Raw genomic sequence first — 24,948 nt, forward strand, 5'->3', positions numbered from 1 at the left:
AAACGTAACTCGGCCGCAACGAAAAGTAGCGGTCGTATCGAAACGTAACCCGGTCGCAACGAAAAGTAGTCGGTTCGTATCGAAACGTAGCCCGGTCGCAACGAAAAGTAGACGGGTCGTATCGAAACGTAGCCCGGTCGCAACGAAAAGTAGACGGTTCGTATCGAAACGTAGTATTACATTGGATATCCCAAAAAAAGATCGTCCCGCCGATAATGGTGGGACGATCTTTTTACATTTCCTCAGGTGCTTTCATGCCGAGCAATCGCATCGATTCCGTCAAAACAATGGAAACGCTTTGGATAAGCGCTGCACGATAGGATAAATGTGCAGCATCCGTCAGCACTTTCACGTTCCCGTAAAATGAATTGAACGCTTGTGCAAGGTCGACTGCGTATTTGGCGATGACAGATGGATCGAGTTCCTCTGTGGCGCGCTTCACCGCTTGTGGGAATTGCTCAAGCAACTTGATTGTTTCCCATTCGAAGTCATTCACTTCATTAACAACAAAAGCACTTACCTCACCGGCTTTTCGCAACACAGAGTGCGCCCGCGCGTTCGTATATTGAATGTAAGGACCCGTTTCACCTTCCACTTGCAGCATCGTTTCCAAGTTGAATTCGATATCATGCTTGCGATGCTGTTTGAGGTCGCTGAATAAAATGGCTCCAACACCGACGGCTTCAGCAACTTCTTTTTGATTGGCAAGTGTCGGATTTTTCTCTGCAATATTCCGATGTGCAAGGTCAATCGCTTCTGTCAACACTTGCTCAAGCAACACGATTTTCCCTTTGCGCGTCGACATCTTCTTGCCGTCTTGCAAAATGAGTCCGAACGGAACGTGATGCATATCATCAGACCAGGCGTAGCCCATTTTATTGAGCACTTGCTTCACTTGTGTGAAATGGAGGCTTTGTTCATTCCCGACAACGTAGATCGATTTCACGAAGTCATAAGTGTTCTTGCGGTCCATCGCGGCGGTAAGATCGCGCGTCGCATATAACGTAGCGCCGTCGGATTTTCTAATGAGGCAAGGTGGGATTGCTTCACCGAGATCGACGACTTGGGCGCCATCTGATTCAACGAGTAGCCTTTTCTCCTCAAGCTCTTGTACGACCGGCTCCATTTTATCGTTGTAATACGCTTCACCGTTATACGAGTCGAACTCTACTCCGAGCAAGTCGTAAATCCGCTGAAACTCACTCAGTGATTCCTCTTTGAACCATTTCCACAACGCAAGCGCATCTGCATCGCCATCTTCCAGTGCTTTAAATGCAGCTCGACCTTCGTCATTAAGTGAAGGATCCTGTTCCGCTTCTTCATGGAAACGGATGTATAACGTCAATAGTGTCTCTATCGGCGCTTTGCGGACGTCTTCCTCAGTGCCCCATTTCCGGTACGCTGTAAGCAACTTCCCAAATTGCGTGCCCCAGTCACCGATATAGTTAATTTTCACAGCTTTAAAACCGCTTTTCTCCATTAATAAAGCAATGGAGTTCCCGATGACCGTGGATCGTAAATGCCCCATGGAAAACGGCTTTGCGATATTCGGCGAAGACAGATCGATTGTCACAACACCATCTTTGCCTTCATTTGAAGAACCGTACGTCGCGCCTTGTTCGACAACCGCATGTAGAATCTCACTTGTAATACGTGTGCGATCGAGGAAGATGTTCACATACCCATTGACAGCTTCGGCTTTACGGATGGAAGGATGTTTAATGGAAGCAGCGATTTCTTCCGCAATGATCGCAGGCGACTTCCGCAGCACTTTTGCAAACTGGAAACACGGCAAAGCAAAATCACCGAGATGCGCATACGCTGGACGCTCGAGTGCATGCTCCTCCAGCTGGATCGGACTAACATTTTGTAAAACTTGCAGAATCTCTTTTTTCATTTCCCAAACCCCTTTTTCGGCATAATAAAAAGCCTTCATCTCTATATAATGAGACGAAAGCTTATTCCGCGGTACCACTCAAATTGCCCGTTTAACAGGCCCCTTTCTCCTAACGGTGAGACACCGGCTTCTCCTACTGGATTCGGACAAGCATCTTCGAAGTGCGTTTCACAATCTCCATTCACCAGGCTCCCACCACCCCCGGCTCGCTTTGGAATTAACAGATCATTACTCTCTTCATCATCGATATTGTAGTTGACTATACCGAACCGGAGAGCTGGTGTCAATGGGCGATAATGTAACTTTCCGATAACTCGTCCGTCTAAGTCCACAGAGGAGGTCGTGACATGAAAAATAGAGTTGCTTTGACAATGCTTGGTGTAGCATTTCTATTGGGCGGATGCGGGGCAGGGAGTCCCGATGCATTGCGCGGCAGTGCGATCGTTGACGATCATGGCTGGAAGACGATAAAAGAAGTGAGCGGGCGGGAAATCATTGCGGAGCTGAAGCAGACCGTCAAGGAATCGTCTGCCCGGGAGAAAAAAGCGGAGGAGCAGAAGGAGATGCCTGAATACAAGGATGGCGTGTGGGGAGAGCCGACGCCTGAACTGGCGGAAAACTTGGCTATACAAGCGATTGAAGGCCCCGTCGCCCTTGAGGCGGTTGAAAACGTATACGGCAATTTTGACGGGGAAGGTGTCCTCTTTTTGGAAAACCAATTTGACGGTGCCGAGCAGTCCGGCGTGTGGATCGGAGTGAAGGAGCCGGACGAGCGCTTGCAGCAGTTGTTGGATGTATTGCAGCCGAAAGTGGATGCAGGGGAAATCTTGGCAGAGCCGATCTATATTTACCGTAGCCTTCATACGCAAAAGGAATTGTATGCTTTGCAGGAGGATGTAGCGGAAGTGTTGAAAGAGATGGACCAGGGCAGGGGATCGTTCTCTTTATCCGTCAATACGATTACGGGCGATATCGAAATCGGCCATGACTTCCTGAAGTCCGAGCAGCAGAAAGAGCTCGAGGCAAAGTTTCTTGATCATAGATTCGTCTTTACACAGGAAGGGAACATGGTCGCGGAACCGGGGGAGCCGAGCATCATTTGGGCGGATGAAACGTATACAGAAACACCCGTTGAAGAAGGCGGATTCCTCCTCTCGATTAAAGAAGGGCAGATATTTGTCGCGGGCGGAACGGAAGACGCCATTTATTATAGCTTCCCTGAAGCGAGAGAGCTGAAAGTCGGCATGCGGGTAAGAGTCGAATCGACGGGGATGATTCTCGAATCGTACCCTGGGCAAGGGAGCGCGAAATTTGTTGAAGTGCTGCCCGATTACAAACCGGCAGGTGCCATGCTGTCCGAATCGGAAGCCGTCGTGAAAGCGCTCGATGCGTACGAGAAATCCCCGCTGGATATCATGCTGATCCAAAGAATTTCCTATGATACGAAGAAGAATGTATGGATTTTTAATGTGCTGCAAGATCGGGAAGACGTGAGTTTTGAAGTTGAAGATCGCTAGAGGCAGCCGCTCCTGTTGAAGGGGTGGCTGCTTTTTGTTTTACTAGCAATTATTTAACCTAATAAATGGGCAAGCGGTGATAGATATGCGTTAAGCGGTGATAGAATACGGTTGAGCGGTGATAAAACTTGTTTAAGCGGTGATAGAGGGTGAACAAGCGGTGATAGACCTCCGTCGAGCGGTGATAGGACAAAGTGCGACCGTGAAAAACTGTGAGTCAGTGGTAAAACGGATCAAGGGGGTGGTAAACCTTCGAAAGTCGGTAGTAATCAATTTAAATTTACGTACGCTGTAGTACTTTGCGCATTATCTCGTCTACTTCGACATTTTTTTCACATTCTAGTTTACCAATCAAACCGTTACTCATTTCTATGAGAAAGTGATAAAATAGTTCAGGTCGACTTTAAAAATTGCATTGATCAAGTTTGCCGCTGGAGATGAAATAAATTCTTCGACACGTATCTTACTGATTTCATGCATATTCGATATTTTCTATAGATCAATAAAAATGCTGACATAAAATCATCATTTCCGCTACATCCTCGGATGCTGTCGCATCTCTTGCAATCTCCTCTTTAATTTTTATATTAATCATCTACATGTAAAGACCTATCACCTCTATGAAGGTATAAAAATCATGGAAAACTTTTTACCTATTTACGCTTACAACACAACATGTTAGGGTATTAGAAGATAAATCAACACTATATATAGTGTTTGACGATAAAGTGCTGCTGTTATCGGTTTGATGCGAAATCTGATGAGCGGAGCTATACAAACAACAATTCAACTGTATTAATTACCCGGCCCAACCGGATATTCATAGTAGAAGGAGCGAGATTATATTGACAATCATGCGTGAAAGAACAGACGGAGCAGATCTTCTGAACAAGCTACAGGCGGAATATGGAACGGAGAAAATCGCAGCATTGGTCGCGGCGAGTGACCGCTGGAAAGAGCGTCATCCGCAAGCAAGCATAACTGAATGGTCAAAGGCGATGGTTCTGGAATCCCTTAGCAATATCGATGAAGCCTCTTCTTATTGGACGTTTGTGGCAGCGCGTATTTACTTAGCTGATGTGTATGCAAGACAGGAACAGATCAGAGGCGTAAAACCGTATACGGATTTTGCGGAAAATGTGGAGAAACTCGTTCAAAAAGGCTTATATACACCTGTTTTGACAGAAAAGTATTCCCAGGAGGAGTTAGTAGCTCTCGGAGGCTATTTGGAACCTGAGCGGGACAAGTTATTTACATATATCGGACTTAAAACGCTCGTGGACAGATACGTAGCTGTCGATTATGACAAGACGTCTGTCGAATTGCCGCAAGAACGCTGGATGATCATTGCGATGACACTTATGCAAAACGAAACAGACAACCGTCTTGGGAAAGTTGCAGAAGCTTATTGGGCGATGAGTAACCTGTATATGACTGTTGCAACACCGACGTTATCGAATGCAGGTAAGCCACATGGCCAGCTTTCAAGCTGTTTCATTGATACAGTCGATGATTCCCTTCAAGGCATTTATGACAGCAACACGGACGTTGCGAACTTGTCGAAATATGGCGGCGGCATCGGCGTTTACATGGGTAAAGTACGTTCACGTGGCTCTTCAATTAGAGGATTCAAAGGTGCGTCCAGTGGTGTTCTACCTTGGATTAAGCAACTTAACAATACAGCGGTAAGTGTAGACCAGCTTGGCCAACGCCAAGGTGCAATTGCGGTCTATCTTGACGTATGGCATAAAGATATTTTTACGTTCCTAGATCTCAAACTGAATAACGGTGATGATCGTCTGCGCGCACACGATATTTTCACAGGCCTTTGCATGCCGGACATTTTCATGGAACAAGTGGAAGCGCGAGGCGACTGGCATTTATTCGACCCGCATGAAGTGCGTACAGTGATGGGGTATTCGCTTGAAGACTTCTATGATGAAACAAAAGGTCAAGGCAGCTTCAGAGAGAAATACGAAGAATGTGTCAATCATCCTGAATTGACGAAAGACACGGTTCCAGCGATTGAAATTATGAAACGTGTATTGCGGAGTCAGCTTGAAACGGGTACACCGTTCATGTTCTACCGTGATGAAGTGAACCGTGCGAACCCGAATAAGCACGAGGGTATGGTCTATTCAAGTAACCTTTGTTCGGAAATTATGCAAAACATGAGTCCGACACAATTTGAATCGGTCACGCTTGAAGACGATATCGTTGTAACACGTTCAAAACCAGGTGATTTCGTCGTTTGTAACTTATCATCCGTGAACCTTGGACGTGCTGTAACAGCTGATGTACTTGAAAGATTGATCACAATCCAAGTACGCATGCTTGATAATGTTATCGATTTGAATAAAATTCCGGTCGTCCAGGCGCAACGGACAAATTCCCGTTATCGCGGAATTGGACTTGGGACATTCGGTTGGCACCATTTACTTGCGTTGAAAAATATTCAGTGGGAGTCCGATGAAGCGGTTCAGTTTGCGGACGAGCTCTATGAAAAAATTGCTTTCTTAACAATTAAAGCTTCAATGGAACTAGCGACTGAAAAAGGTGCGTATCCGTTGTTCGAAGGTTCTGATTGGCATACTGGTTCGTATTTCGAACGTCGCGATTATCAATCAGCAGAGTGGCAGGAACTACGCGCTGAAGTAGCAGCAAACGGAATCCGAAACGGTTACTTGATGGCTGTTGCGCCAAATAGCTCGACATCAGTTATTGCAGGTTCGACAGCTTCAATCGACCCGATTTTCAAACCGTTTTACCATGAAGAAAAGAAAGACTATAAGTTGCCGGTCATTGCACCTGATCTAGATCACAACACGTATGATGTATACCGCCGCTCCGCATATATTGTCGACCAACGTTGGTCCATCAAGCAGAATGCCGCTAGACAACGTCATATTGACCAATCGATTTCGTTCAACGTGTATGTGCCGAACAATATTCGTGCATCTGTCTTGCTTGATCTGCATGTGCAAGCATGGAAGTCAGGGATGAAGACAACGTATTATACACGTTCGACGGCTTCTGAAATTGAGGAGTGCGAATGGTGTCATTCCTAATTGCGTATGCAACGTGGAGCGGCAATACGCAAGAAGTGGCAGAACTTGTTGAAGAGACGATATTGAGGGAAGGGATGGATGTGACAGCGCATCGAATCGGATTGGATCCTATGCCGGATCCCCGTCAGTTCGATGCGATGATCATCGGCTCCTTCACGTGGGATAAAGGAGCAACACCTCATGAAGTGAAAGATTTCGTAGCAGATGTCGGATACAAACCGGACAATGTCTATGTTTTCGGTACAGGTGACACGCAGTTTGGCGGAGATGAGCTCTTTTGCAATGCCGCAGTGAAGCTTGCGAAGTTTTACGAATCGCGCATTGAACCACTAAAAATTGAGCAAAGCCCGCGTGGCACACAAGAAAAGACCGTGATCGACTGGTCGAAAGGAGTTTTACAACATTGGAAACACTTACACGCGTTAAAGTACTGAACCCGGTACATCCAAACAAATCTACGGCGATATTCGGTGGGAAAGCAAGTGGAATCCTGAATTGGAACGATCTTGCGCATCCACATTTCTATACATTAAGACAGCGAATCCGTTCGCTATTTTGGACGGCAAATGAAGTCGATATGACACAAGACGTCAAGCAATTTGGCAGTTTGTCGAAAGTTGAGCAGGAGGCATTCCTTAAAATTATCGGTCTGCTTGCCACTCTGGACGGTCCTCAAACCGTTATTGCGATGAAAATTGCAGATTTCGCATCAGATCCTTCCGTGAAGTCCATTATGGCTACAATCGCGGATCAGGAAAGCGAGCATAATCACAGTTACGCATACGTTCTTTCATCCGTTACAACGCTCGATAAGCAAATGTCATCATTTGAAATGGGGCGCAGCGATGAAATATTGATGAAGCGTAATGAGCGCATTGTCGATATTTACAACGAGTTTGCAGAAAACCCGACAATCGAGACAGTTTTGAAGTCAATGGTTTACACGACGTTGCTCGAAGGCCTGTTTTTCTATAGTGGATTTGCATTCTTCTATAACCTTGCACGCCATCAGAAAATGGTCGGAACTTCGACGATGATTTCATATATCAACCGTGACGAACTGCAACACGGTAAAGCAATTAGCGACATTTTCCGTGCGACACTTGCTGAAAACCCTGAGCAAAACACAGAGGAATTCACAGAATGGATTTACGACCAGTTCCGCCATTCGGTGGAGCAGGAAATCATCTGGAGTAACTATGTTCTTGATGGTATTGAAGGTATCGATCTTGAAGAAATGGCGGGTTACGTCAAATATCGAGCCAATAAAATGCTGCGGATGCTTGGATTAAGTGAAATCTATCCGGAATTCACGGACAATCCGATGAAATGGATTCGCGCATATGTTGACAGTTTCGACGATACGAAGACAGACTTCTTTGAACAGACGTCTAGACAATATGTGAAGACAAGTGATTTGAATGGCTTTGATGATTTGTGAATGAACACGAAAAAGCGGAGGGCGATAATGGCTCCTCCGCTTTTTCCTATTCATTTATTGCCTGTCAATCTTTCAGTCGTGTCGATATCCTGTCCGTCCAGCCGTTTCTGGAATGATTTCCGCCAGCTAGTAGACAGTTCTTTTACAGATAGAATGCGTTGAATACCTGCAAAGTCATCTTTGTCATGATGCATAAGTCGATTCGCTTCAGTAGCTGAAATGGCGAGTTCTGGCCGCGAAATCCGAACTAATGAATCTTTAGCCGAAACCATTCCTTCTTGCAACACTCTGAAGTAAAACCCTGTATAGCCGGTATCCTGCATGATAACCGGCAGCTGTTTCAGTTCATGGACGAGGGAGAGTTTGAAACAGGGCTGTCATGGCTGGCTCACTTGAACAACTGCTTCGCCGATTTTGAATGTATCCCCGATACAGACTGCTTCTTCTGTCAATCCACGCAACGACAAATTTTCTCCGAATGACCCGTAAGATAAGGGTCTCTTCAATTCATTCTCCCAAAACGAATAATGCTCAGACGGATAGACGCAGACTGCTTTCTCCACACCGCCATGATGAACGAGATCACCTTGACCGTCACCTTCGAAGTTAATAGAGGAAAGGAAAAGTGTGTCGGAAGTAGGGGATTTATGGAATCCGGTCTCTACTTCCTTTTTGCCAAATTGCATGGTTTTCGGTTTCCCGACATTTAATGATAAGATCTCAATCATTTACTCACCTCGATGGTCTTCATTTGGTTGGATGAATTTCCATCCGATGTCTTATAATCTATCATAGCATTCATCAGGAGATTGGGTTTTCCACTGCTTCAATCATAGTATCGATGAGTCGTTTTTCCATTTCTCCGCGCAAGTACAGGGGATGCCAAACGCCAAGTGCATTCTTTGCTTCTTGTAAAAACTGAATTGTTTTGGTCGTATCTCCCTTTACATAAGAAAGAAGTGCTTTTCGTTTCAAATCAATAATTCCATCCAACTTGCTGATTCTTTGAAGGTGCATTTCTATTTCAGGATAATCCGATATTTCATTTCCGAAATAGAGAGTAGTAGCATACGTAATATCGGCGATATCCGTGTAGTAATCGGGTTTCTCAATGTGTTTATTGAAGGCAATAGGTGCTGCAAGAGTCAATAAGTCCTTATGTTTATTCGGCAAATAGCGATAACTGATTGTTTGCAAGTAGACTTTGCTCATCGGATCCTCTGACGACACTAATTCCTCTAAATTCTCAATCAATGCAAGGGACCACTTTTTCACGTCTTCCGTTTTCAGCCCTTCCGTCAGCATGACATAACCGGTCAGCAGGACAGCGTAATCTGCAGGCTTTTCGGATTTTAACTTTTGGATGACTAGTCCATCAGTCATCACACTTCCTGCCATCGCAGGTTTCAAGTTCATGAAGCCTAGTAGGAAATTTAACAGACCAAAAATGAGAAAGAAGGGGTTATGTACTACAGTGAATGCAAGAACAAGGGATAGGGCACCTAGGACAATGTTTGTCATAGGGCCCCCGTAAATATAACGAATCAGTTTGCGCCGCATCCGTTTTTCATCTAGTCGATCTGGAAATACCATCATTGCTCTACCTAAGTAACCTAGTGCGGACGAGACATTGTGAAAATGGAACTTGCCTTCATGCCGTTCGATGACGAAAGGTCCGACACTCAGATTGAGTAATTGCATCCCTTGCGTGAGGCCGATGAGAAAGTGTCCACATTCGTGCAATAAAATGCAGAGCAACAGGCTCGCAATAATACTTGCTACAATGATGAGCGCTGACCTTATAGACCATGGTTCCGGAAAAAAGACGAAATATAGGACAGCTGAGAACCCGATAGATCCTCCAAGTATGAATGATAAAAGATTCTTCAAAATGAACACCTCAATTTAGTTGAAAAAGGATTTGAAAATGAAAACGACGATAACTGCTAGAACGAAAGCGACTAAGATTTTTACAATTTCTTTCACGTTAATCCACCATCTTTCTACGGTATAGATAAACCGTCACGATAAATGATGCAACGACCCATCCGGTTATAATTGCGAGTTCAACAAGTACGTCACCAAAACCGCCACCGGCTTCCACTTTAGTAGCCAATTCGATCAGCTGGATATTCGGTAAATACAAAGCGACCTTCAGAATTGGATAACTGTCCACGAAATTTGTAATGAAGGATCCGACTGAAAAGACCATGATAACAGGCATGACAACAAGGGAAGCTTCCATGACAGATTTAGAGAACAGACCAAGAATAGTTCCGAGCGAGATGTAGAAAAGTGTTGATAGAATAATGGCCGCTGCGACAACACCGAAATTGGCAGGCCGATAATCTGCCAACATAGCCGTCACATAAATGACGATGATTGTAAAGATGAGAGACAGCAAACTCTTTCCGCCAATAATTTCAGTCGAACTGGCTGGTGATAACATGAGGCCACGTAACGTGTTCTTTTCTTTTTCTTCTGCAATCAAACAGCACTGGACAAACATTGCGACCATCGCCATGGCCAAATTAATGAGTAAATAATGGCTACTGAGATCTTGAACGCCTGTACGTCCAAAAAGGGCACCTAATATAATCGGCATTAAAATGACTGATGACACAGCCCAATTCCGTGAAAAATCCTTCAAATCCTTCTGGAATATTGCATTCATACGTTTTAATGATACATTCATGCCAATTTCCTCCCTGTCACTTTTACAAATATTTGTCCGAGCGTTGGTTCGTTTGAATGGATCGTTACAACTTGATTATTATTCATATAGTCGAAGAGTTGCTGTGCACCTTCAGCTCCGGCGGGCAGGACAACTTTCTCTTCATTTAGTAACTCGACAGTAATTGTTGAATCGGAGTACCTTTTCTTCAGTTTATCGGGCTTATCCAGCAGTTGGATGCTACCTTGATTTAAAAAGGCGATTCGGTCACATAACGCATCTGCTTCTTGCATGTCATGTGTTGTCAGGAAAATCGTTGTTCCTTTGGCATTGAGTGCACGCAATCCTTCATGGATGTGAAGGGAATTCATCGGATCGAGTGCAGATGTCGGTTCATCCAGGAAAAGTAGTTCTGGTTCATGGAGAAGTGCTCTCGCAAGTGTGACCCGTTGCATCATCCCTTTTGATAAAGTAGAAACCCTTTTCGATTTGTCTTCACGTAAATTCACGACGTCGAGCACTTCGTCAATTTTGGACACGGGTACATCATATAATTCGCAATAGAGTTTGAGATTGTCCTGAATCGACAATCTTCCATATAATCCGCTGTTGTCTGTCAGTACACCAAAACGTCTTCTGAATTCAGATTTCTTCATTTGGGAGACAGATTCGTCGAAAACGGTTGCCTTTCCGCTCGTTGGTGTCAACTGGCCAGTCAGTATTTTAATAGTAGACGTTTTTCCTGATCCACTCGGACCGAGAAAACCGAATATTTCGCCTCTTTTAACATGAAAGTCTACGCTTTCAAGCGCCTTCTCATTGCCGAAAACTTTTGCTAATCCACTCACTTCAATAATATTGTTCATTTCCATCCTCCTGGATTTGTAATTTGTTTTCTAACCATAGATTAAAGAAGAAAGGACAATAGTGCATTATAATCCCGATGAAAAGAGGATTGGATTGGATGAATGGAGCAGAACTTAGGTTGAATGAATGGCAGAGAAGTTATTAAATGTACAGGAAATCGCGTTTCCTCTGCTATAGAGAGTTCTTTTCTTCCGCAGAGAGAACATACAGTATTGACCTGCTGTGCACGTTCATTTTATTTCCGAGGAAATAATACATTATTCCACAAACTTATAGCCCTAGCATGTCCTTCAGTTCCACCATTTTCGACTTCGATAGAGGAATTGTCGACTTGTCTTTGTTATCTAAAACAAGACTATAGCTATTTCGAGTCCAAGTGATGACTTCCCGCACCTTTTGCAAATTAACGATGTAAGAACGATGGCATCGGAAGAAACCGAAAGGCAACAAGCGTGCTTCAAGATCATTTAATGTAGACGTGGATGGGAAAGATTCTCCTTGAATATGTAAAAAGGATTGTCCTTCATTGCTTTCAACGTAGTCAATTTCTGGAGGGTCAAACAGCACAATCTTCTCATTCACCTTCGTTGGAATCTTTTCAAAGCGAACTGGAAGAACTGATTCTGCTGTATTTATTGATTCCTCACTTTCAGATGAGGCATCCACTTCAGCATCTGAAGATGTATGAATTGGATGCAATCCATTTTCATCTAATCGAAATACCTCGTCTGCTGCTGTAATGGCACTTTCGAGATTACCCGTCAATATGAAAACACTATTATTCTGCTGTTTAAGTTGCTGGAAAATGCCCAATAGAATCCTTTTTGATTCTAAGTCAATATTCTGATCAGGTTCTTCAAATATGTAAATGGACGTCTCTTGCATTAGAAGGCAGGCGAGTTGAACCCTCTTCTTCTCTGAATAGGAAAGATTCTTTGTTTTGACACTCCGTTTTGCATCCAATTGGACGGTTACGAGTGCATCATTGACAGACATCGTAGAATCGTATAACCGCTTCGTGAATTTCAGCATATCTTCTATTGATAGACGTTCGTATAAGCCGTCGTGCAAAAAGAAGTAGCCGATTTGCTGTTTACCATTTTCCTTCATACGAAGCTCACCATGGGAGAGGATTGTTTTTCCGAGTAATAGATTTATGAGTTGTTCCCTTACATTCACACTTGAATAGATTGCGACGATTTTTCCACCGGTTATTGATAAATCAAAGGAAGAGAAAATGACTGTATCATGAATCCGTTTTTCTGCATTGATAAATTGAAGTGACATATAGCGTCCTCTTTTCTGTGAAGTGTATACTCCCATTCTAGTATACAGAAGAATGAAAAACTACGGGATTTGGAAATAGGTTCCCGACTTGCAGGGGCTTGGCGATACTTGGCGGAAAAGAGGGATATTTACGAGAGTCGGTGATAACTCCCTGAGAGTCGGTGATAAGGCCCCGCGAGTCGGTGATAACTCCCCGCGAGTCGGTGATAAGTGGCGTCAAGTCGGTGATAAGCGCCCGAGAGTCGGTGATACCCGCTCGCCGCATCCCTCCGTGACGCTTCAGACTTATGAACAATTGATGACATCCGGCTTATCTGTGATATATATCACAATACGCATGAACTCTTTCCATTATGATGTAATGGAAAGCATGTATATAGGTGAAACCCTTATACATGCTCCATACGGTTAAAATGAGAAGAAAACCAAGGAGGAATTCAGGATGACTCAGTTTACTATTAACACACAAGTCTCTGATATCGTCACGGCATTACCGCAAAGTGCGGATTTGTTCAGGAATCTTCGTATCGATTATTGTTGTGGAGGGAAGGTTTCATTGAAGGAAGCTGCGGAACAGCGCAGTCTGGATGTAAAAGAAGTGTTGAAAGATATCCATTCAATAGAGGAGAAGCGTGAATCGAGGGAAAGTCTGGAGCCTTCGGAATTCGGCGAAAAGACGTTGATAGCTTACATCCAAGAGAAATACCATGCCGGTTTGCGCGAGGAGTTGCCATTGCTTGCACCTTATATTACAAAAGTGGCGCGAGTTCATGGCGAGAATCATCCTCATTTATTGCGCGTACAAGAGATTTTCAAAACATTGCGTGCGGAATTGCTTGATCATACGAATGATGAAGATACAAATGTGTTTCCTATGATCCTTCAATTCCTGGCGGACCCGACACCGGGATTGAAAGAGACGTTGAAGCCTCATGTATTTGAACTTGAGACGGAACATGACAATGCAGGACGGCTGTTACATGAACTTAGGGAAATCACTAATAACTTTACACCACCGGAAGGAGCTTGTGGTACGTATCGTCTTGTTTATGCAAGACTGGAGCAACTTGAAAAAGAGACATTTGAACATGTTCATCTAGAAAATAATATTCTATTCGATCGGATTCGACAAGCGATCTAACTAGAATTAGAAAAAAGTCGCCACAGTGGTGACTTTTTTCTATATAAGGGACTACATAATCCGATATAGGGAAATCCCTTATGGAATTATTCTGATTAATCTCTAGTATATAGGGTACAAGGTTAGTATATTTATGGCTACCGCCTTAATTTGTACGTAACTCTCATAAAGGAGTGAATAAATTCAATGTCTATGAACAAATTTAGCATGAAGTATTTCAAGCCTGTCGAACGTTATTCTGGAAATTGGTCGGTTCTTGAAGAAAAGAGCAGAGACTGGGAAAACATGTACCGTCAACGTTGGTCACATGATAAGGTCGTCCGTACGACGCATGGTGTCAACTGTACGGGTTCATGTAGCTGGAAAGTATTTGTTAAAAACGGCATCATCACATGGGAGAATCAGCAGATTGACTATCCATCTTGCGGACCTGAGATGCCTGAGTTCGAACCAAGGGGATGCCCTCGTGGAGCATCATTTTCATGGTATGAATATAGCCCGTTACGGGTTAAATATCCATACATACGAGGGAAATTGTGGCGCATGTGGAGTCAAGCCCTGTTAGAACACAAAGATCCTATTAAAGCTTGGACTAGTATTGTGGAGGATCCTGTAAAATCGAACGACTATAAGAAAGCGCGCGGTAAAGGTGGTCATGTCCGAATTCATTGGAGAGACGCTAAGATTTTGATCGCTGCACAATTGATTTATACGATTCAGAAGTTTGGACCGGACCGCATTGCAGGGTTTACCCCGATCCCGGCTATGTCTATGGTCAGCTATGCATCAGGAGCGCGTTTCCTTTCATTGCTTGGTGGAGAAATGCTCAGTTTCTATGACTGGTATGCGGATCTTCCGCCATCCTCACCGCAAATTTGGGGTGAACAGACAGACGTTCCTGAATCGAGCGACTGGTTCAACGCCGGCTATATTATCATGTGGGGCTCGAATGTGCCATTGACACGAACGCCGGATGCTCACTTCATGACAGAAGTTCGTTATAAAGGTACGAAAACAGTATCCGTCGCGCCCGATTATGCGGAAAGTGTCGTGCATGCGGATGACTGGATAGCCCCACATCCTGGTTCAGATGCTGCACTAGCACAGGCGATGACACATGTCATTTTGGAAGAGTTCTACGAACAGCGCAAAGAACCGATGTTTATCGACTATGCGAAGCAATTTACAGATATGCCATTCTTACTGGCACTCGAGCAACATGGTGATTCCCTCAAAGCGGGCAGGTTCTTGCGTGCAAGTGACTTAGGTCAAGCAAGCGAACATGCTGAATGGAAGCCGGTTATCATCGACGAAGCGACAAATGAAATTATCGTGCCAAATGGAACGATGGGGCAGCGCTGGGAAACTGAAGCGGATTGGAATCTGATCCTTGAAAACGAAGATGGCACTAAAGTTAAGCCGGCTATGACAGTCGTCGACCACGGTGCAGAATGGATGGAAATCCAGTTCCCGTTCTTTGACAACAAAGCGAATGGAACATTTACACGTGCGATTCCTGCGAAAAAAATTACATTGGCAGATGGTACGGAAAAACTTGTCACAACGGTTTATGACGTCATGATGAGCCAATACGGTGTCAATCGTTCAAACAGTAAATGGGATGCAAAAGGCTATGACGATGCTGAGTCACTTTATACACCTGCTTGGCAAGAGAAAATCACGACCGTCAAACCGGAACTGGTGACACAGATTGCACGCGAATTTGCGCAGAACTCCATCGATACGGGTGGCCGCTCCATGATTATCATGGGTGCAGGCATTAACCACTGGTTTAACAGTGATACGATTTACCGAGCGATTTTGAATCTCGTCACGTTGACCGCTTCTCAAGGGAAAAACGGTGGTGGCTGGGCGCATTACGTCGGACAAGAAAAATGCCGACCAATCGAAGGATGGAGCACAATTGCCTTCGCAAGAGATTGGCAAGCACCTCCACGCTTGCAAAACGGCACATCGTTCTTCTATTTCGCAACAGATCAATGGAAATACGAAGAAGCAGGCACAGGCTCACTAACTTCTCCACTTGGGAATAAAACGCGTTATGAACACCCAGCTGACTATAACGTCTTAGCTGCGAGACTTGGATGGTTGCCATCGTATCCGCAATTCAACATGAACAGTTTGAAATTGACGGAACAAGCGGCGCAAGCAGGCCATACGACGACACAGGAAATTGTCGATTACACAGTCGATCAGTTGAAAACAGGTAAGTTGAATTTTGCTATCGAAGACCCGGATGCACCGGAAAACTTCCCGAGATCACTGTTCGTCTGGCGTTCAAATCTCGTGTCGAGTTCTGCGAAAGGGCAAGAGTATTTCATGAAGCATCTGTTCGGCGCATCATCGGGTCTATTAGCGCAACCGAACGAGGATATGAAACCTGAAGAGATTGTTTGGCGGGATGAAGTGGAAGGGAAGTTGGATTTACTCGTTGCGCTTGACTTCCGTATGACTGCAACACCGTTGTATGCGGATATCGTATTGCCAGCAGCAACTTGGTACGAAAAAGTGGATCTTTCTTCTACAGATATGCATCCATTCGTTCACCCTTTCAACCCTGCAGTAGACCCATTATGGGAGTCCAAATCGGACTGGAACATCTTCCGGACATTAGCGGAGACATTCTCTGAGATGGCTGAAAAGCATTTGCCAGGTGTCTATAAGGACTTGGTGACAACGCCTCTTGGTCATGATTCTATACAGGAAATTGCCCAGCCGTATGGCGAAGTTGTTGATTGGAAGAAGGGTGAAATCGAAGCGATTCCTGGGAAGACGATGCCAGGTATGACGATTGTCGAACGGGATTTCACGAAAGTCTATGATAAATATATTACACTTGGACCTTTGCTTGCAACTGGAAAAGTGGGTGCGCACGGCGTTTCATTCTCCGTAGCTGAGGAGTATGAAATGATGAAAGGCATTAACGGGGTTTATTTCGATCAGACGATCAAAGATGGATTACCAAAGCTTTATACCGCAAAAAATGCGGCTGAAGCAATGCTGACATTATCTTCTGCAACAAACGGTCGTGTATCACAACGCGCGTTTGAAGCTGCTGAAAAGGATACGGGCGTTGAACTGAAGGACATCTCCGCGGATCGTGCAGCAGAGCGGTTCACATTCGCAAGTATTACAGCACAACCAAGGGAAGTTATTCCGACACCTGTGTTCAGTGGTTCAAATAAGATGGGCCGCAGATATTCACCATTTACAACGAATATCGAACGGCTAGTTCCGTTCCGAACATTGACTGGAAGGCAGCACTTCTACATCGATCACGAGCTTTTCCTAGATTTCGGTGAATCATTGCCAGTTTATAAGCCGACATTGCCGCCTATGGTACTTGGACCTAAAGACAAACCGGTTGTTGGTGGAGAGGATGCACTTGTACTGCGCTATTTGACGCCGCATGGCAAATGGAACATTCACTCAACGTACCAGGACAATCAACATATGTTGACATTGTTCCGCGGTGGTCCGACGGTATGGATTTCAGATCTTGATGCAGCAGAACATGATATCGATGACAATGCATGGCTTGAAGTGTACAACCGTAATGGTGTCGTGACAGCGCGTGCAGTTGTCAGTCACAGAATGCCGCAAGGGACAATGTTCATGTATCACGCTCAGGATAAGCATATACAAGTACCGGGTTCTGAAATAACGGAACAGCGTGGAGGAAGTCATAACGCACCGACACGTATTCATATGAAACCGACACAAATGGTTGGAGGATATGCTCAGTTAAGTTATGGATTCAACTATTATGGACCGATCGGAAACCAGCGGGACGAATATGTAGCGGTCCGCAAGATGAAGGAGGTCAACTGGCTTGAAAATTAAAGCGCAAGTTGCAATGGTCATGAATTTGGATAAATGTATCGGTTGTCACACATGTAGTGTGACATGTAAGACGACATGGACAAACCGTGAAGGTGCGGAATATATGTGGTTTAACAACGTGGAAACAAAACCTGGTATCGGGTATCCGAAACGTTGGGAAGATCAGGAACTGTATAAAGGCGGTTGGCATTTACGTAACGGTAAACTTGAACTGAAATCAGGTTCAAAACTATCTAAGATTGCATTAGGGAAAATTTTCTATAACCCAGATATGCCTGAAATGAAAGACTTCTACGAGCCTTGGACATATGACTATGAAAAATTGACGAATGCACCAGAAAGAGAGCATACACCTGTAGCCCGTGCCAAGTCAGTCATTTCAGGAGATTATATGGACTTGGAGTGGGGCCCGAACTGGGAGGATCAGTTAGCGGGAGCTCATATTACAGGACCGAAAGACCCGAACATCGAGAAAATTGAGGATGAAATCAAATTTAATTTCGAACAAGCATTCATGATGTACTTGCCGAGACTTTGCGAACATTGTTTGAACCCGAGCTGTGTCGCATCGTGTCCGGCAGGCGCAATTTATAAACGTGAAGAAGACGGTATCGTGCTCGTTGACCAAGAAGCTTGTCGCGGTTGGCGTTATTGCATGACTGGTTGTCCTTACAAGAAAGTGTATTTCAACTGGAAAACGAATAAAGCGGAAAAATGTACATTCTGTTTCCCGCGTGTTGAAGCTGGATTGCCAACAGTCTGTTCAGAAACATGTACAGGAAGAATCCGTTATTTAGGTGTTTTATTATATGATGCTGATCGTGTTCTTGAAGCGGCATCGACGCCAGACCCGAAAGATCTCTACAAAGCACAATGTGATTTGTTCTTGGATCCGTATGATCCTGAAGTTATAGAACAGGCTTTGAAAGATGGTATTTCAGAAGAATGGTTGGAAGCGGCGAAAAACTCGCCTGTTTATAAATTGGCAATCGAGTACAAATTAGCTTTCCCGTTACACCCTGAATATCGCACATTGCCGATGGTCTGGTATGTGCCACCACTAAGCCCGATCATGAACTATTTTGAAGGCAGAGACTCTATCAAGAACCCGGATATGATTTTCCCGGCAATTGAAGAGATGCGTATTCCAATTCAATATTTGGCCAACATGCTTACAGCGGGTGATACGGAAACCGTGAAAGGTGGGCTACAGCGAATGGCGATGATGCGTTCTTATATGCGTGCAATTTCTTCCGGAAAGGAATTCGATGAAAGTAAGCTAGAGCGCGTCGGATTGACGGCGCATCAGACGAAACAGATGTACCGACTGCTTGCAATTGCAAAATATGAAGATCGTTTTGTCATTCCAACTTCTCATAAAGAAGGAACGATGAACGTTTACCGTTCCCAAGGTTCTGCTGGATACAATGAGCAGATGGGAGGAAACTACGGTGATGCACCTGCAAAAGATCCATACAACTTCTCTATGTATGATTCAAACGGGGATTGTGATGGATGTGGCGTGACAGCCACTCCGGAAAAGACTGGCAAGCAAATCTATGAAGAAAACTTCTATGGGGGGATCTGGCGTGATTAACTTGGATCAACTGTACGCTGAAAAAAGTGTCTTCGGATTTTTCGCGAACCAGCTGTCCTATCCTGAGAAGGAAACGTTTCACCCTTTGGTATTGGAAGAGTCAATCGACTCTTCCGATCCAGCTTATAAGGATGTCAAACGCTATTGGGATCTGATGCATACATACAGCCTCGATGAAATACAGGAGCTGTATACGAATACGTTCGATTTCCAGAAAGATTCAACACTTTTCATGACATACGTAAAATATGAAGAGTCGCGTGAACGCGGTCAAATGCTCGCGAAACTGAAAGTGCTTTATGAAATGTTCGGGCTTATTATGCCCGATAATGAGTTGTCTGATTATCTTCCTTTAATGTGTGAATTCATCTATGTTGCGGAATGGAAAGGGGATCCTAGGGCTCAACAGAGTTTGTCGATGTTGCTTGCGGTGCTGGAAGATGGATCCTACCATCTTATGAAGGCACTTGAGAAGTATGATAGCCCTTATTTCCATCTCATCAAAGGGATGAGGGAAGTATTCAAGTCTTGTATTCAACGGGAGGTTCCTGCAAATGACTAACCAATTCCTATGGGTCATTTTTCCATACGTCTGCATGGCTGTATTCGTTGTTGGCCATATTTTCCGTTACCGACATGACCAATTTGGCTGGACTGCAAAATCCAGTGAATTTATTGAAAAGAAGCAATTAATGATCGGTAGTCTGTTATTCCATGTAGGGATCATCCCGGTTATTCTTGGCCATATTTCAGGTCTTGGAATACCAAAGGAATGGACCCGCGCATTGGGTGTAAGTGATCATATGTATCATATGGGTGCAGTTTGGGGTGGAGGATTTTTCGGAGTTGTCACATTTGCAGGCATGCTCATTTTGACTTCTCGCCGTTTCACGAAAAGAAATGTTAGAAAATTGTCCTCTACATCCGACTTGATTGTTAACACGTTGTTATTGTTCATCGTTTTTATCGGCGTTTATGCTTCTCTTGTAACGAATAATGTGACACCAGGGTTTGACTATCGGGATTCCATTTCAGTGTGGTTCAGATCTCTTCTCATTTTCAGGCCTGAAGCAGGTTATATGGCAGCAGTACCAATGACATTCAAGCTGCATATTTTGGCTGGTTTCCTCATTTTCGCAATGTGGCCATTCACTCGCCTTGTGCATGTATGGAGCGTTCCATTGAATTATGCCGGCAGGAGCTATATTCTGTATAGAAGGTCACCTGTGAAAAAGCATAAACAATAACAGAACATGTAGGGAGAAATAGATATGATAGAGCGGATTACGTTTGATTTTCAGAACGAGATTGAACAGTTGAAAGAATTCTTTGGTTTCGATTACGTTGCGATTGCGCTTGTGCAATCACCCGAAAGACGATTTGAATTGAAGTGGACATTTGTCACGGGGAATCGCAGTGAAAGGTATCGTCGGATTAAACTCCAGTCCGGCAAAGGTGTCGCCGGTCTTGTATTTAAAACAGGAAAACCGATGTACGTGGGCGATGCGGAATCGGAACTAATGGGACCAGACCATTTCAATTATCCGATCGTCATAGCAGAAGGATTGAAAAGTTTCGGAGCCATCCCACTGTATAAATATAACCGTGTGAAAGGTGTATTGTTAGTGGGTTACCGTAAAAAGTCAGGATTGACGCCGTTGCAGTTCGAAGAGTTCAAACAACAGATAGGACCCCGTTTCGGGCCATTCTACAATAAGGAGATGGTAACCGATGAATCGGATGAATGATATGCAGCTTACCGAATTGCTTATGAAATTATATAGCAATTCGGGTGAAGCAATCTTCTTCTTCGACCGAGACGGAAAAGTCCTATCTATGAACAAGGCGGCTGAAGAGATTGTCAGTAAAGATGTCTACGAGCAAATGATGCAAGGAAGAACCGATGCGATTTGTCTGACGTGTAAAGGGTTTACTAGTTCAGAAGAAATGCAGACATGCGTTTCGTGTTATATGTCGGACCCTGAAAAGAATGTTGGTTCATTTCAAGTGTATTTTGAAACTGCAGGTCGGGGCATCATCCCTTATTCAGGAAGCATACAAACAATCGACGCAGAAGTGGGCATAAGAGCGTTCATGCTTCGCGATTTGACTGTGCAATACAAGACACAGGAAGAGCTGAACGAGAAACAGATGATGAAACAAGTCATCAAGGCACAGGAAAATGAACGGAAACGGATTTCACGTGAACTTCATGACGGTGTCGCTCAAGAGATGCTAAGTTCTTTAGTGGATTTGCGTGTACTTAAATATATGAATGTGGAAAAAGATGTACTGAAAAAGGTGGAACAAACGGAAGGCACATTGATGCGTCTGCTCGATGACATCCGCCATCTATCCGTGGAATTGCGGCCTGCAACTTTGGACGATCTTGGTCTGGAGGCGGCGTTCCGTACGCATTTCAAATGGTTGGAAAAAAACTACGGCTTTGTCGTCATCTTCCATCCTGAACTTCAATCGAAACGGTATGGTGGAGAGATTGAAACAGTGGTTTATCGGATTTGTCAGGAAGCTATATTCAATTCACTGAAATATGCAGGAGTTGATGAAGTAATCGTTCGTCTATTCGAAGAAGAGGGCACTCTTCGTTTGATCGTTGCGGATGAAGGAAAAGGTTTTGAATTGGATACTACTCCTCAAGGCACAGGGCTCGGCGTTTACGGCATGAGAGAGCGTACGGAGCTAGTTGAAGGCCAGTTAACAATCCGTTCCGACATTGGAAAAGGGACTGTTGTGCTGCTGGATGTGCCTGTCAGTGAAGGAGGAGAGTTGTTGTGAAAATCATAATTGCAGATGATCATGCGGTCGTTCGAAGTGGTTTCATGCACATCTTGAACTACCAAGCAGACATGGACGTCGTAGCCACTGCCGCGGACGGTCTAGAAGCGTATGAAATGGTTGCAAAACACCGTCCAGACATACTGCTGATGGATTTGAGCATGCCGCCAGGCGAAAGCGGATTGATTGCAACAGGGAAGATAAAAGAAGATTTCCCTGAGACGAAAGTTGTCATTTTGACGATGTATGATGACGAAGAATATTTGTTCCATGTGTTGAAAAATGGGGCATCAGGTTACGTACTGAAAAACTCTCCTGATGAAGAATTACTGACGGCCATTCGAACGATTTATGATGGCGGTACATATATCCATCCTTCCATGGCAACATCACTTGTACGCCAGTTCGTCAAAAAAGACTTTGATGAGATGGAGACGGATCCTTATAAGATATTATCTCGACGCGAGATTGAAATTTTACCGCTTGTCGCTAAAGGATATGGCAATAAGGAAATTGCTGAAATGCTTTATATTTCGGTAAAGACTGTCGAAGCGCATAAGTCTAAAATAATGGAAAAGCTGAATTTGAAAAACAGGCCTGAGCTTGTCGAATATGCTTTACGCAAGAAATTTTTGAACTTTTGACAGGAGGTGTCAATTTGACGACTGCAAATACTTTCAAAAACGATTTACCTGCGTTACGGATTTTAGAAAATGAACATAACTATTTGTCTTATCTGATGGACGGATGGCACACGATTGTACTTGGATTTGAACGAGAGATTTATACGGAGGAAGAGGCGAGAGAAGCGATCAAGACATTACGTAAAATGATCGTGGATTTCATCGAACCGTTTAAGAATCACACTGAGAAAGAAGAGGAAATTCTGTTTCCGATGTTGTCCAAATACATCGGTGATGAGCAAGGGCCAATAGTGGCACTCGAGGAAGAGCATGAAGAAATTGACGCATACATCGGCCATTTCCTGCATCATACGCTGGGCGATATGCGTGATTTATCATTACAGCAAATGACAGATGTAGTGAAGGATGCGGGTGAAGCATTCGAAGTGATCACAATTCATTTCGTAAAAGAACAATCGATTGTATTCCCGATGGTGATTAATACATTACGCATCACCGAGCAAGACCAATTGGCTGAAGAACTCCATACATCCATCATTTGATAAGTTGAAAGCAGCTTGAAATGCACTTACTACTTTCAGAAATGGGCTGATTTAAATGATTAAAAAAGTACAATTGCCGTTACAGACGGCAAACCTTGTCGTCGGTTTCATGGTATGGGTTCTCATATCATCCTTGTTGCCATTCATCTCGGAAGATATCGCAATCCCGCCGGAGAAACTGGCAATCGTCACTGCTGTCCCTGTCGTATTGGGCTCGATTTTACGGATTCCACTCGGCTATTATGCAAACGTATTTGGAGCACGTATTATCTTCATGATCAGCTTCATCTTGCTACTGATTCCGGTGTTCTACATAAGTGAAACGTCTACGTTCACCGGATTGATCATCGGAGGAACGTTCCTCGGTATTGGTGGAGCGGTCTTCTCGGTCGGTGTTACATCGCTTCCGAAGTATTATCCGAAAGAAAAGCATGGCCTAGTCAATGGTATTTACGGGATGGGTAATATCGGAACTGCAATATCGACATTTGCTGCACCTGTTATTGCCACTCAAATTGGCTGGTCCATGACTGTAAAACTCTACTTGGTCCTATTGCTTGTTTTTGCAGCGTTGAACTTCATCTTCGGTGATAAGCAGGAAGTGAAAAGCAAAACACCGATCGTTGAACAGATTAAAGGCGTCTACAAAAATGAAAAACTATGGTTCTTCTCATTGTTCTATTTCATCACATTCGGTTCGTTCGTGGCGTTCACCGTATTTCTACCAAACTTCCTCGTAACCTATTTCGAGTTAGAGAAAGTTGATGCAGGAATGCGTACGGCTGGATTCATCGTTGTCGCTACATTGTTGCGCCCAGTCGGTGGATGGCTTGCGGATAAATTCCAACCATTATTCTTACTCATGGGTTGTTTTGCAGGGCTGACTGCAGCGGCAATCATCCTGGCGTTTTCTCCAGGGATCGGGCTGTATACAGTCGGCAGTATCCTCATCGCATCCATGGCGGGAATCGGGAACGGGGTCATCTTCAAACTTGTACCATTCTATTTCAATAAACAAGCGGGTATTGCAAACGGAATCGTATCCATGATGGGTGGTCTCGGAGGATTCTTCCCGCCGCTATTATTAGCGACAATCCATTCTATGACTGGATCGTATTCAATCGGTTTCATGGCGTTTTCACAAGTTGCTCTTGTCAGTCTCGTACTCGTCATCTGGCTGTATTATATGGATCGTCTGTCACTTGCAAAAGAAGTGTTCGATTCTACGGGTCAAGGTATTCTTGTTACTAATCCAGAGGGCACGATTCTGTCTGTCAACCCTGCATTTACACAACTGACAGGGTATACTGAAGAAGAAGTGATTGGCAGCAATCCGAACGTCCTCAGTTCGGGCAGACAGACAAAACAATTTTATACGACAATGTGGAGCATCATTGGTGATAAGGGCTCTTGGCAAGGTGAAGTATGGAACAAGCGCAAAGACGGTACAGAGTATTTAGAACTGCTGACCATCAATGCCGTGCAAAATCAAGCTGGAGATGTCGAACGTTACGTCGGGACTTTCAGTGATATTACACCACCAACCAAAGAGGGCAGCCGATCGTAATGATCGGAAGCCCTCGCTTCATTGACAATAAGGAGTTGTAGCAGAA

Annotated in this window: 19 protein-coding genes, 1 pseudogene and 1 other annotated feature; of the genes and pseudogenes, 14 read left to right on the forward strand and 6 right to left on the reverse strand. The window is 44.3% G+C overall.

Going from position 1 to position 24,948, the window contains the following annotated elements:
* Nucleotides 1–232 precede the first annotated feature (232 nt).
* The gene (argS, locus tag H9649_RS11565) at nt 233–1,897 is read right to left on the reverse strand and encodes an arginine--tRNA ligase (RefSeq protein ID WP_191695055.1); all 1,665 of its coding nucleotides are present in this window, start codon (nt 1,895–1,897) and stop codon (nt 233–235) included.
* A gap of 46 nt (nt 1,898–1,943) precedes the next feature.
* Nucleotides 1,944–2,150 (reverse strand) — a binding site (T-box leader).
* Between the two features lie 94 nt (nt 2,151–2,244).
* Here argS and H9649_RS11570 point away from each other — a divergent pair.
* The 4 genes from H9649_RS11570 (at nt 2,245) to H9649_RS11585 (ending at nt 7,923) form a co-directional block, all read left to right on the forward strand.
* Nucleotides 2,245–3,414: a DUF3221 domain-containing protein gene (locus tag H9649_RS11570; RefSeq protein ID WP_191695056.1), complete on the forward strand. Its 1,170-nt coding sequence runs from the start codon at nt 2,245–2,247 to the stop codon at nt 3,412–3,414.
* Between the two features lie 854 nt (nt 3,415–4,268).
* The gene (locus tag H9649_RS11575) at nt 4,269–6,482 is read left to right on the forward strand and encodes a ribonucleoside-diphosphate reductase subunit alpha (RefSeq protein ID WP_191695191.1); all 2,214 of its coding nucleotides are present in this window, start codon (nt 4,269–4,271) and stop codon (nt 6,480–6,482) included.
* Nucleotides 6,467–6,916, forward strand: a complete 450-nt coding sequence (locus H9649_RS11580) for a flavodoxin (RefSeq protein ID WP_191695057.1) — start codon at nt 6,467–6,469, stop codon at nt 6,914–6,916. Before H9649_RS11575 ends, H9649_RS11580 begins: the two co-directional genes overlap by 16 nt.
* The gene (locus H9649_RS11585) at nt 6,886–7,923 is read left to right on the forward strand and encodes a ribonucleotide-diphosphate reductase subunit beta (RefSeq protein WP_191695058.1); all 1,038 of its coding nucleotides are present in this window, start codon (nt 6,886–6,888) and stop codon (nt 7,921–7,923) included. The genes H9649_RS11580 and H9649_RS11585 overlap by 31 nt, the downstream gene beginning before the upstream one ends.
* A gap of 50 nt (nt 7,924–7,973) precedes the next feature.
* Here H9649_RS11585 and H9649_RS11590 read toward each other — a convergent pair.
* From H9649_RS11590 to H9649_RS11610, 5 genes and pseudogenes are all read right to left on the reverse strand, one after another.
* A pseudogene (locus H9649_RS11590) lies at nt 7,974–8,651 on the reverse strand (MOSC domain-containing protein).
* A gap of 73 nt (nt 8,652–8,724) precedes the next feature.
* Nucleotides 8,725–9,813, reverse strand: coding sequence for a M50 family metallopeptidase (locus tag H9649_RS11595; RefSeq protein ID WP_191695059.1), 1,089 nt, complete (start codon nt 9,811–9,813; stop codon nt 8,725–8,727).
* A gap of 97 nt (nt 9,814–9,910) precedes the next feature.
* Nucleotides 9,911–10,618, reverse strand: a complete 708-nt coding sequence (locus H9649_RS11600) for an ABC transporter permease (RefSeq protein ID WP_191695060.1) — start codon at nt 10,616–10,618, stop codon at nt 9,911–9,913.
* On the reverse strand, nt 10,615–11,463 hold the full coding sequence (locus tag H9649_RS11605; RefSeq protein ID WP_191695061.1) for an ABC transporter ATP-binding protein: 849 nt from the start codon (nt 11,461–11,463) through the stop codon (nt 10,615–10,617). Before H9649_RS11605 ends, H9649_RS11600 begins: the two co-directional genes overlap by 4 nt.
* Nucleotides 11,464–11,734: 271 nt before the next feature.
* Nucleotides 11,735–12,751 carry a LytTR family transcriptional regulator DNA-binding domain-containing protein gene (locus H9649_RS11610; protein WP_191695062.1) on the reverse strand — a complete coding sequence of 339 codons (1,017 nt, stop codon included), beginning with the start codon at nt 12,749–12,751 and terminating at the stop codon, nt 11,735–11,737.
* A gap of 442 nt (nt 12,752–13,193) precedes the next feature.
* Here H9649_RS11610 and ric point away from each other — a divergent pair, with 442 nt between their 5' ends.
* The 10 genes from ric (at nt 13,194) to H9649_RS11660 (ending at nt 24,902) form a co-directional block, all read left to right on the forward strand.
* Nucleotides 13,194–13,892, forward strand: coding sequence for an iron-sulfur cluster repair di-iron protein (gene ric, locus H9649_RS11615; protein WP_191695063.1), 699 nt, complete (start codon nt 13,194–13,196; stop codon nt 13,890–13,892).
* 192 nt (nt 13,893–14,084) lie between these two features.
* Entirely contained in the window at nt 14,085–17,756 is a 3,672-nt protein-coding gene (locus H9649_RS11620; protein ID WP_191695192.1) for a nitrate reductase subunit alpha, read from the forward strand.
* Nucleotides 17,746–19,353, forward strand: a complete 1,608-nt coding sequence (gene narH / locus H9649_RS11625) for a nitrate reductase subunit beta (RefSeq protein ID WP_191695064.1) — start codon at nt 17,746–17,748, stop codon at nt 19,351–19,353. Before H9649_RS11620 ends, narH begins: the two co-directional genes overlap by 11 nt.
* Entirely contained in the window at nt 19,346–19,915 is a 570-nt protein-coding gene (gene narJ / locus H9649_RS11630) for a nitrate reductase molybdenum cofactor assembly chaperone (RefSeq protein WP_191695065.1), read from the forward strand. The genes narH and narJ overlap by 8 nt, the downstream gene beginning before the upstream one ends.
* The gene (gene narI / locus H9649_RS11635) at nt 19,908–20,600 is read left to right on the forward strand and encodes a respiratory nitrate reductase subunit gamma (protein WP_191695066.1); all 693 of its coding nucleotides are present in this window, start codon (nt 19,908–19,910) and stop codon (nt 20,598–20,600) included. The genes narJ and narI overlap by 8 nt, the downstream gene beginning before the upstream one ends.
* Before the next feature lie 24 nt (nt 20,601–20,624).
* Nucleotides 20,625–21,101: a GAF domain-containing protein gene (locus H9649_RS11640; RefSeq protein ID WP_191695067.1), complete on the forward strand. Its 477-nt coding sequence runs from the start codon at nt 20,625–20,627 to the stop codon at nt 21,099–21,101.
* Nucleotides 21,085–22,149: a sensor histidine kinase gene (locus tag H9649_RS11645; protein WP_191695068.1), complete on the forward strand. Its 1,065-nt coding sequence runs from the start codon at nt 21,085–21,087 to the stop codon at nt 22,147–22,149. The genes H9649_RS11640 and H9649_RS11645 overlap by 17 nt, the downstream gene beginning before the upstream one ends.
* Nucleotides 22,146–22,793: a response regulator gene (locus H9649_RS11650; RefSeq protein ID WP_191695069.1), complete on the forward strand. Its 648-nt coding sequence runs from the start codon at nt 22,146–22,148 to the stop codon at nt 22,791–22,793. The genes H9649_RS11645 and H9649_RS11650 overlap by 4 nt, the downstream gene beginning before the upstream one ends.
* A gap of 14 nt (nt 22,794–22,807) precedes the next feature.
* A complete protein-coding gene (locus tag H9649_RS11655) occupies nt 22,808–23,335 on the forward strand; it encodes a hemerythrin domain-containing protein (RefSeq protein WP_225229840.1) in 528 nt (175 codons plus the stop codon).
* 55 nt (nt 23,336–23,390) lie between these two features.
* The gene (locus H9649_RS11660) at nt 23,391–24,902 is read left to right on the forward strand and encodes a nitrate/nitrite transporter (RefSeq protein ID WP_191695070.1); all 1,512 of its coding nucleotides are present in this window, start codon (nt 23,391–23,393) and stop codon (nt 24,900–24,902) included.
* Nucleotides 24,903–24,948 lie beyond the last annotated feature (46 nt).

Origin of the sequence: Sporosarcina quadrami, from assembly GCF_014836615.1 — a bacterium.
GTDB classification, from domain to species: domain Bacteria; phylum Bacillota; class Bacilli; order Bacillales_A; family Planococcaceae; genus Sporosarcina; species Sporosarcina quadrami.

Coding starts and splice junctions, on each gene's coding strand:
- H9649_RS11570 (WP_191695056.1), top strand. CDS start 2,245: ATGAAAAATAGAGTTGCTTTGACAATGCTTGGTGTAGCATTTCTATTG.
- H9649_RS11610 (WP_191695062.1), bottom strand. CDS start 12,751: ATGTCACTTCAATTTATCAATGCAGAAAAACGGATTCATGATACAGTC.
- H9649_RS11605 (WP_191695061.1), bottom strand. CDS start 11,463: ATGAACAATATTATTGAAGTGAGTGGATTAGCAAAAGTTTTCGGCAAT.
- H9649_RS11645 (WP_191695068.1), top strand. CDS start 21,085: ATGAATCGGATGAATGATATGCAGCTTACCGAATTGCTTATGAAATTA.
- H9649_RS11660 (WP_191695070.1), top strand. CDS start 23,391: ATGATTAAAAAAGTACAATTGCCGTTACAGACGGCAAACCTTGTCGTC.
- H9649_RS11620 (WP_191695192.1), top strand. CDS start 14,085: ATGAACAAATTTAGCATGAAGTATTTCAAGCCTGTCGAACGTTATTCT.
- argS (WP_191695055.1), bottom strand. CDS start 1,897: ATGAAAAAAGAGATTCTGCAAGTTTTACAAAATGTTAGTCCGATCCAG.
- narI (WP_191695066.1), top strand. CDS start 19,908: ATGACTAACCAATTCCTATGGGTCATTTTTCCATACGTCTGCATGGCT.
- H9649_RS11580 (WP_191695057.1), top strand. CDS start 6,467: ATGGTGTCATTCCTAATTGCGTATGCAACGTGGAGCGGCAATACGCAA.
- H9649_RS11575 (WP_191695191.1), top strand. CDS start 4,269: ATGCGTGAAAGAACAGACGGAGCAGATCTTCTGAACAAGCTACAGGCG.
- H9649_RS11600 (WP_191695060.1), bottom strand. CDS start 10,618: ATGAATGTATCATTAAAACGTATGAATGCAATATTCCAGAAGGATTTG.
- ric (WP_191695063.1), top strand. CDS start 13,194: ATGACTCAGTTTACTATTAACACACAAGTCTCTGATATCGTCACGGCA.
- H9649_RS11640 (WP_191695067.1), top strand. CDS start 20,625: ATGATAGAGCGGATTACGTTTGATTTTCAGAACGAGATTGAACAGTTG.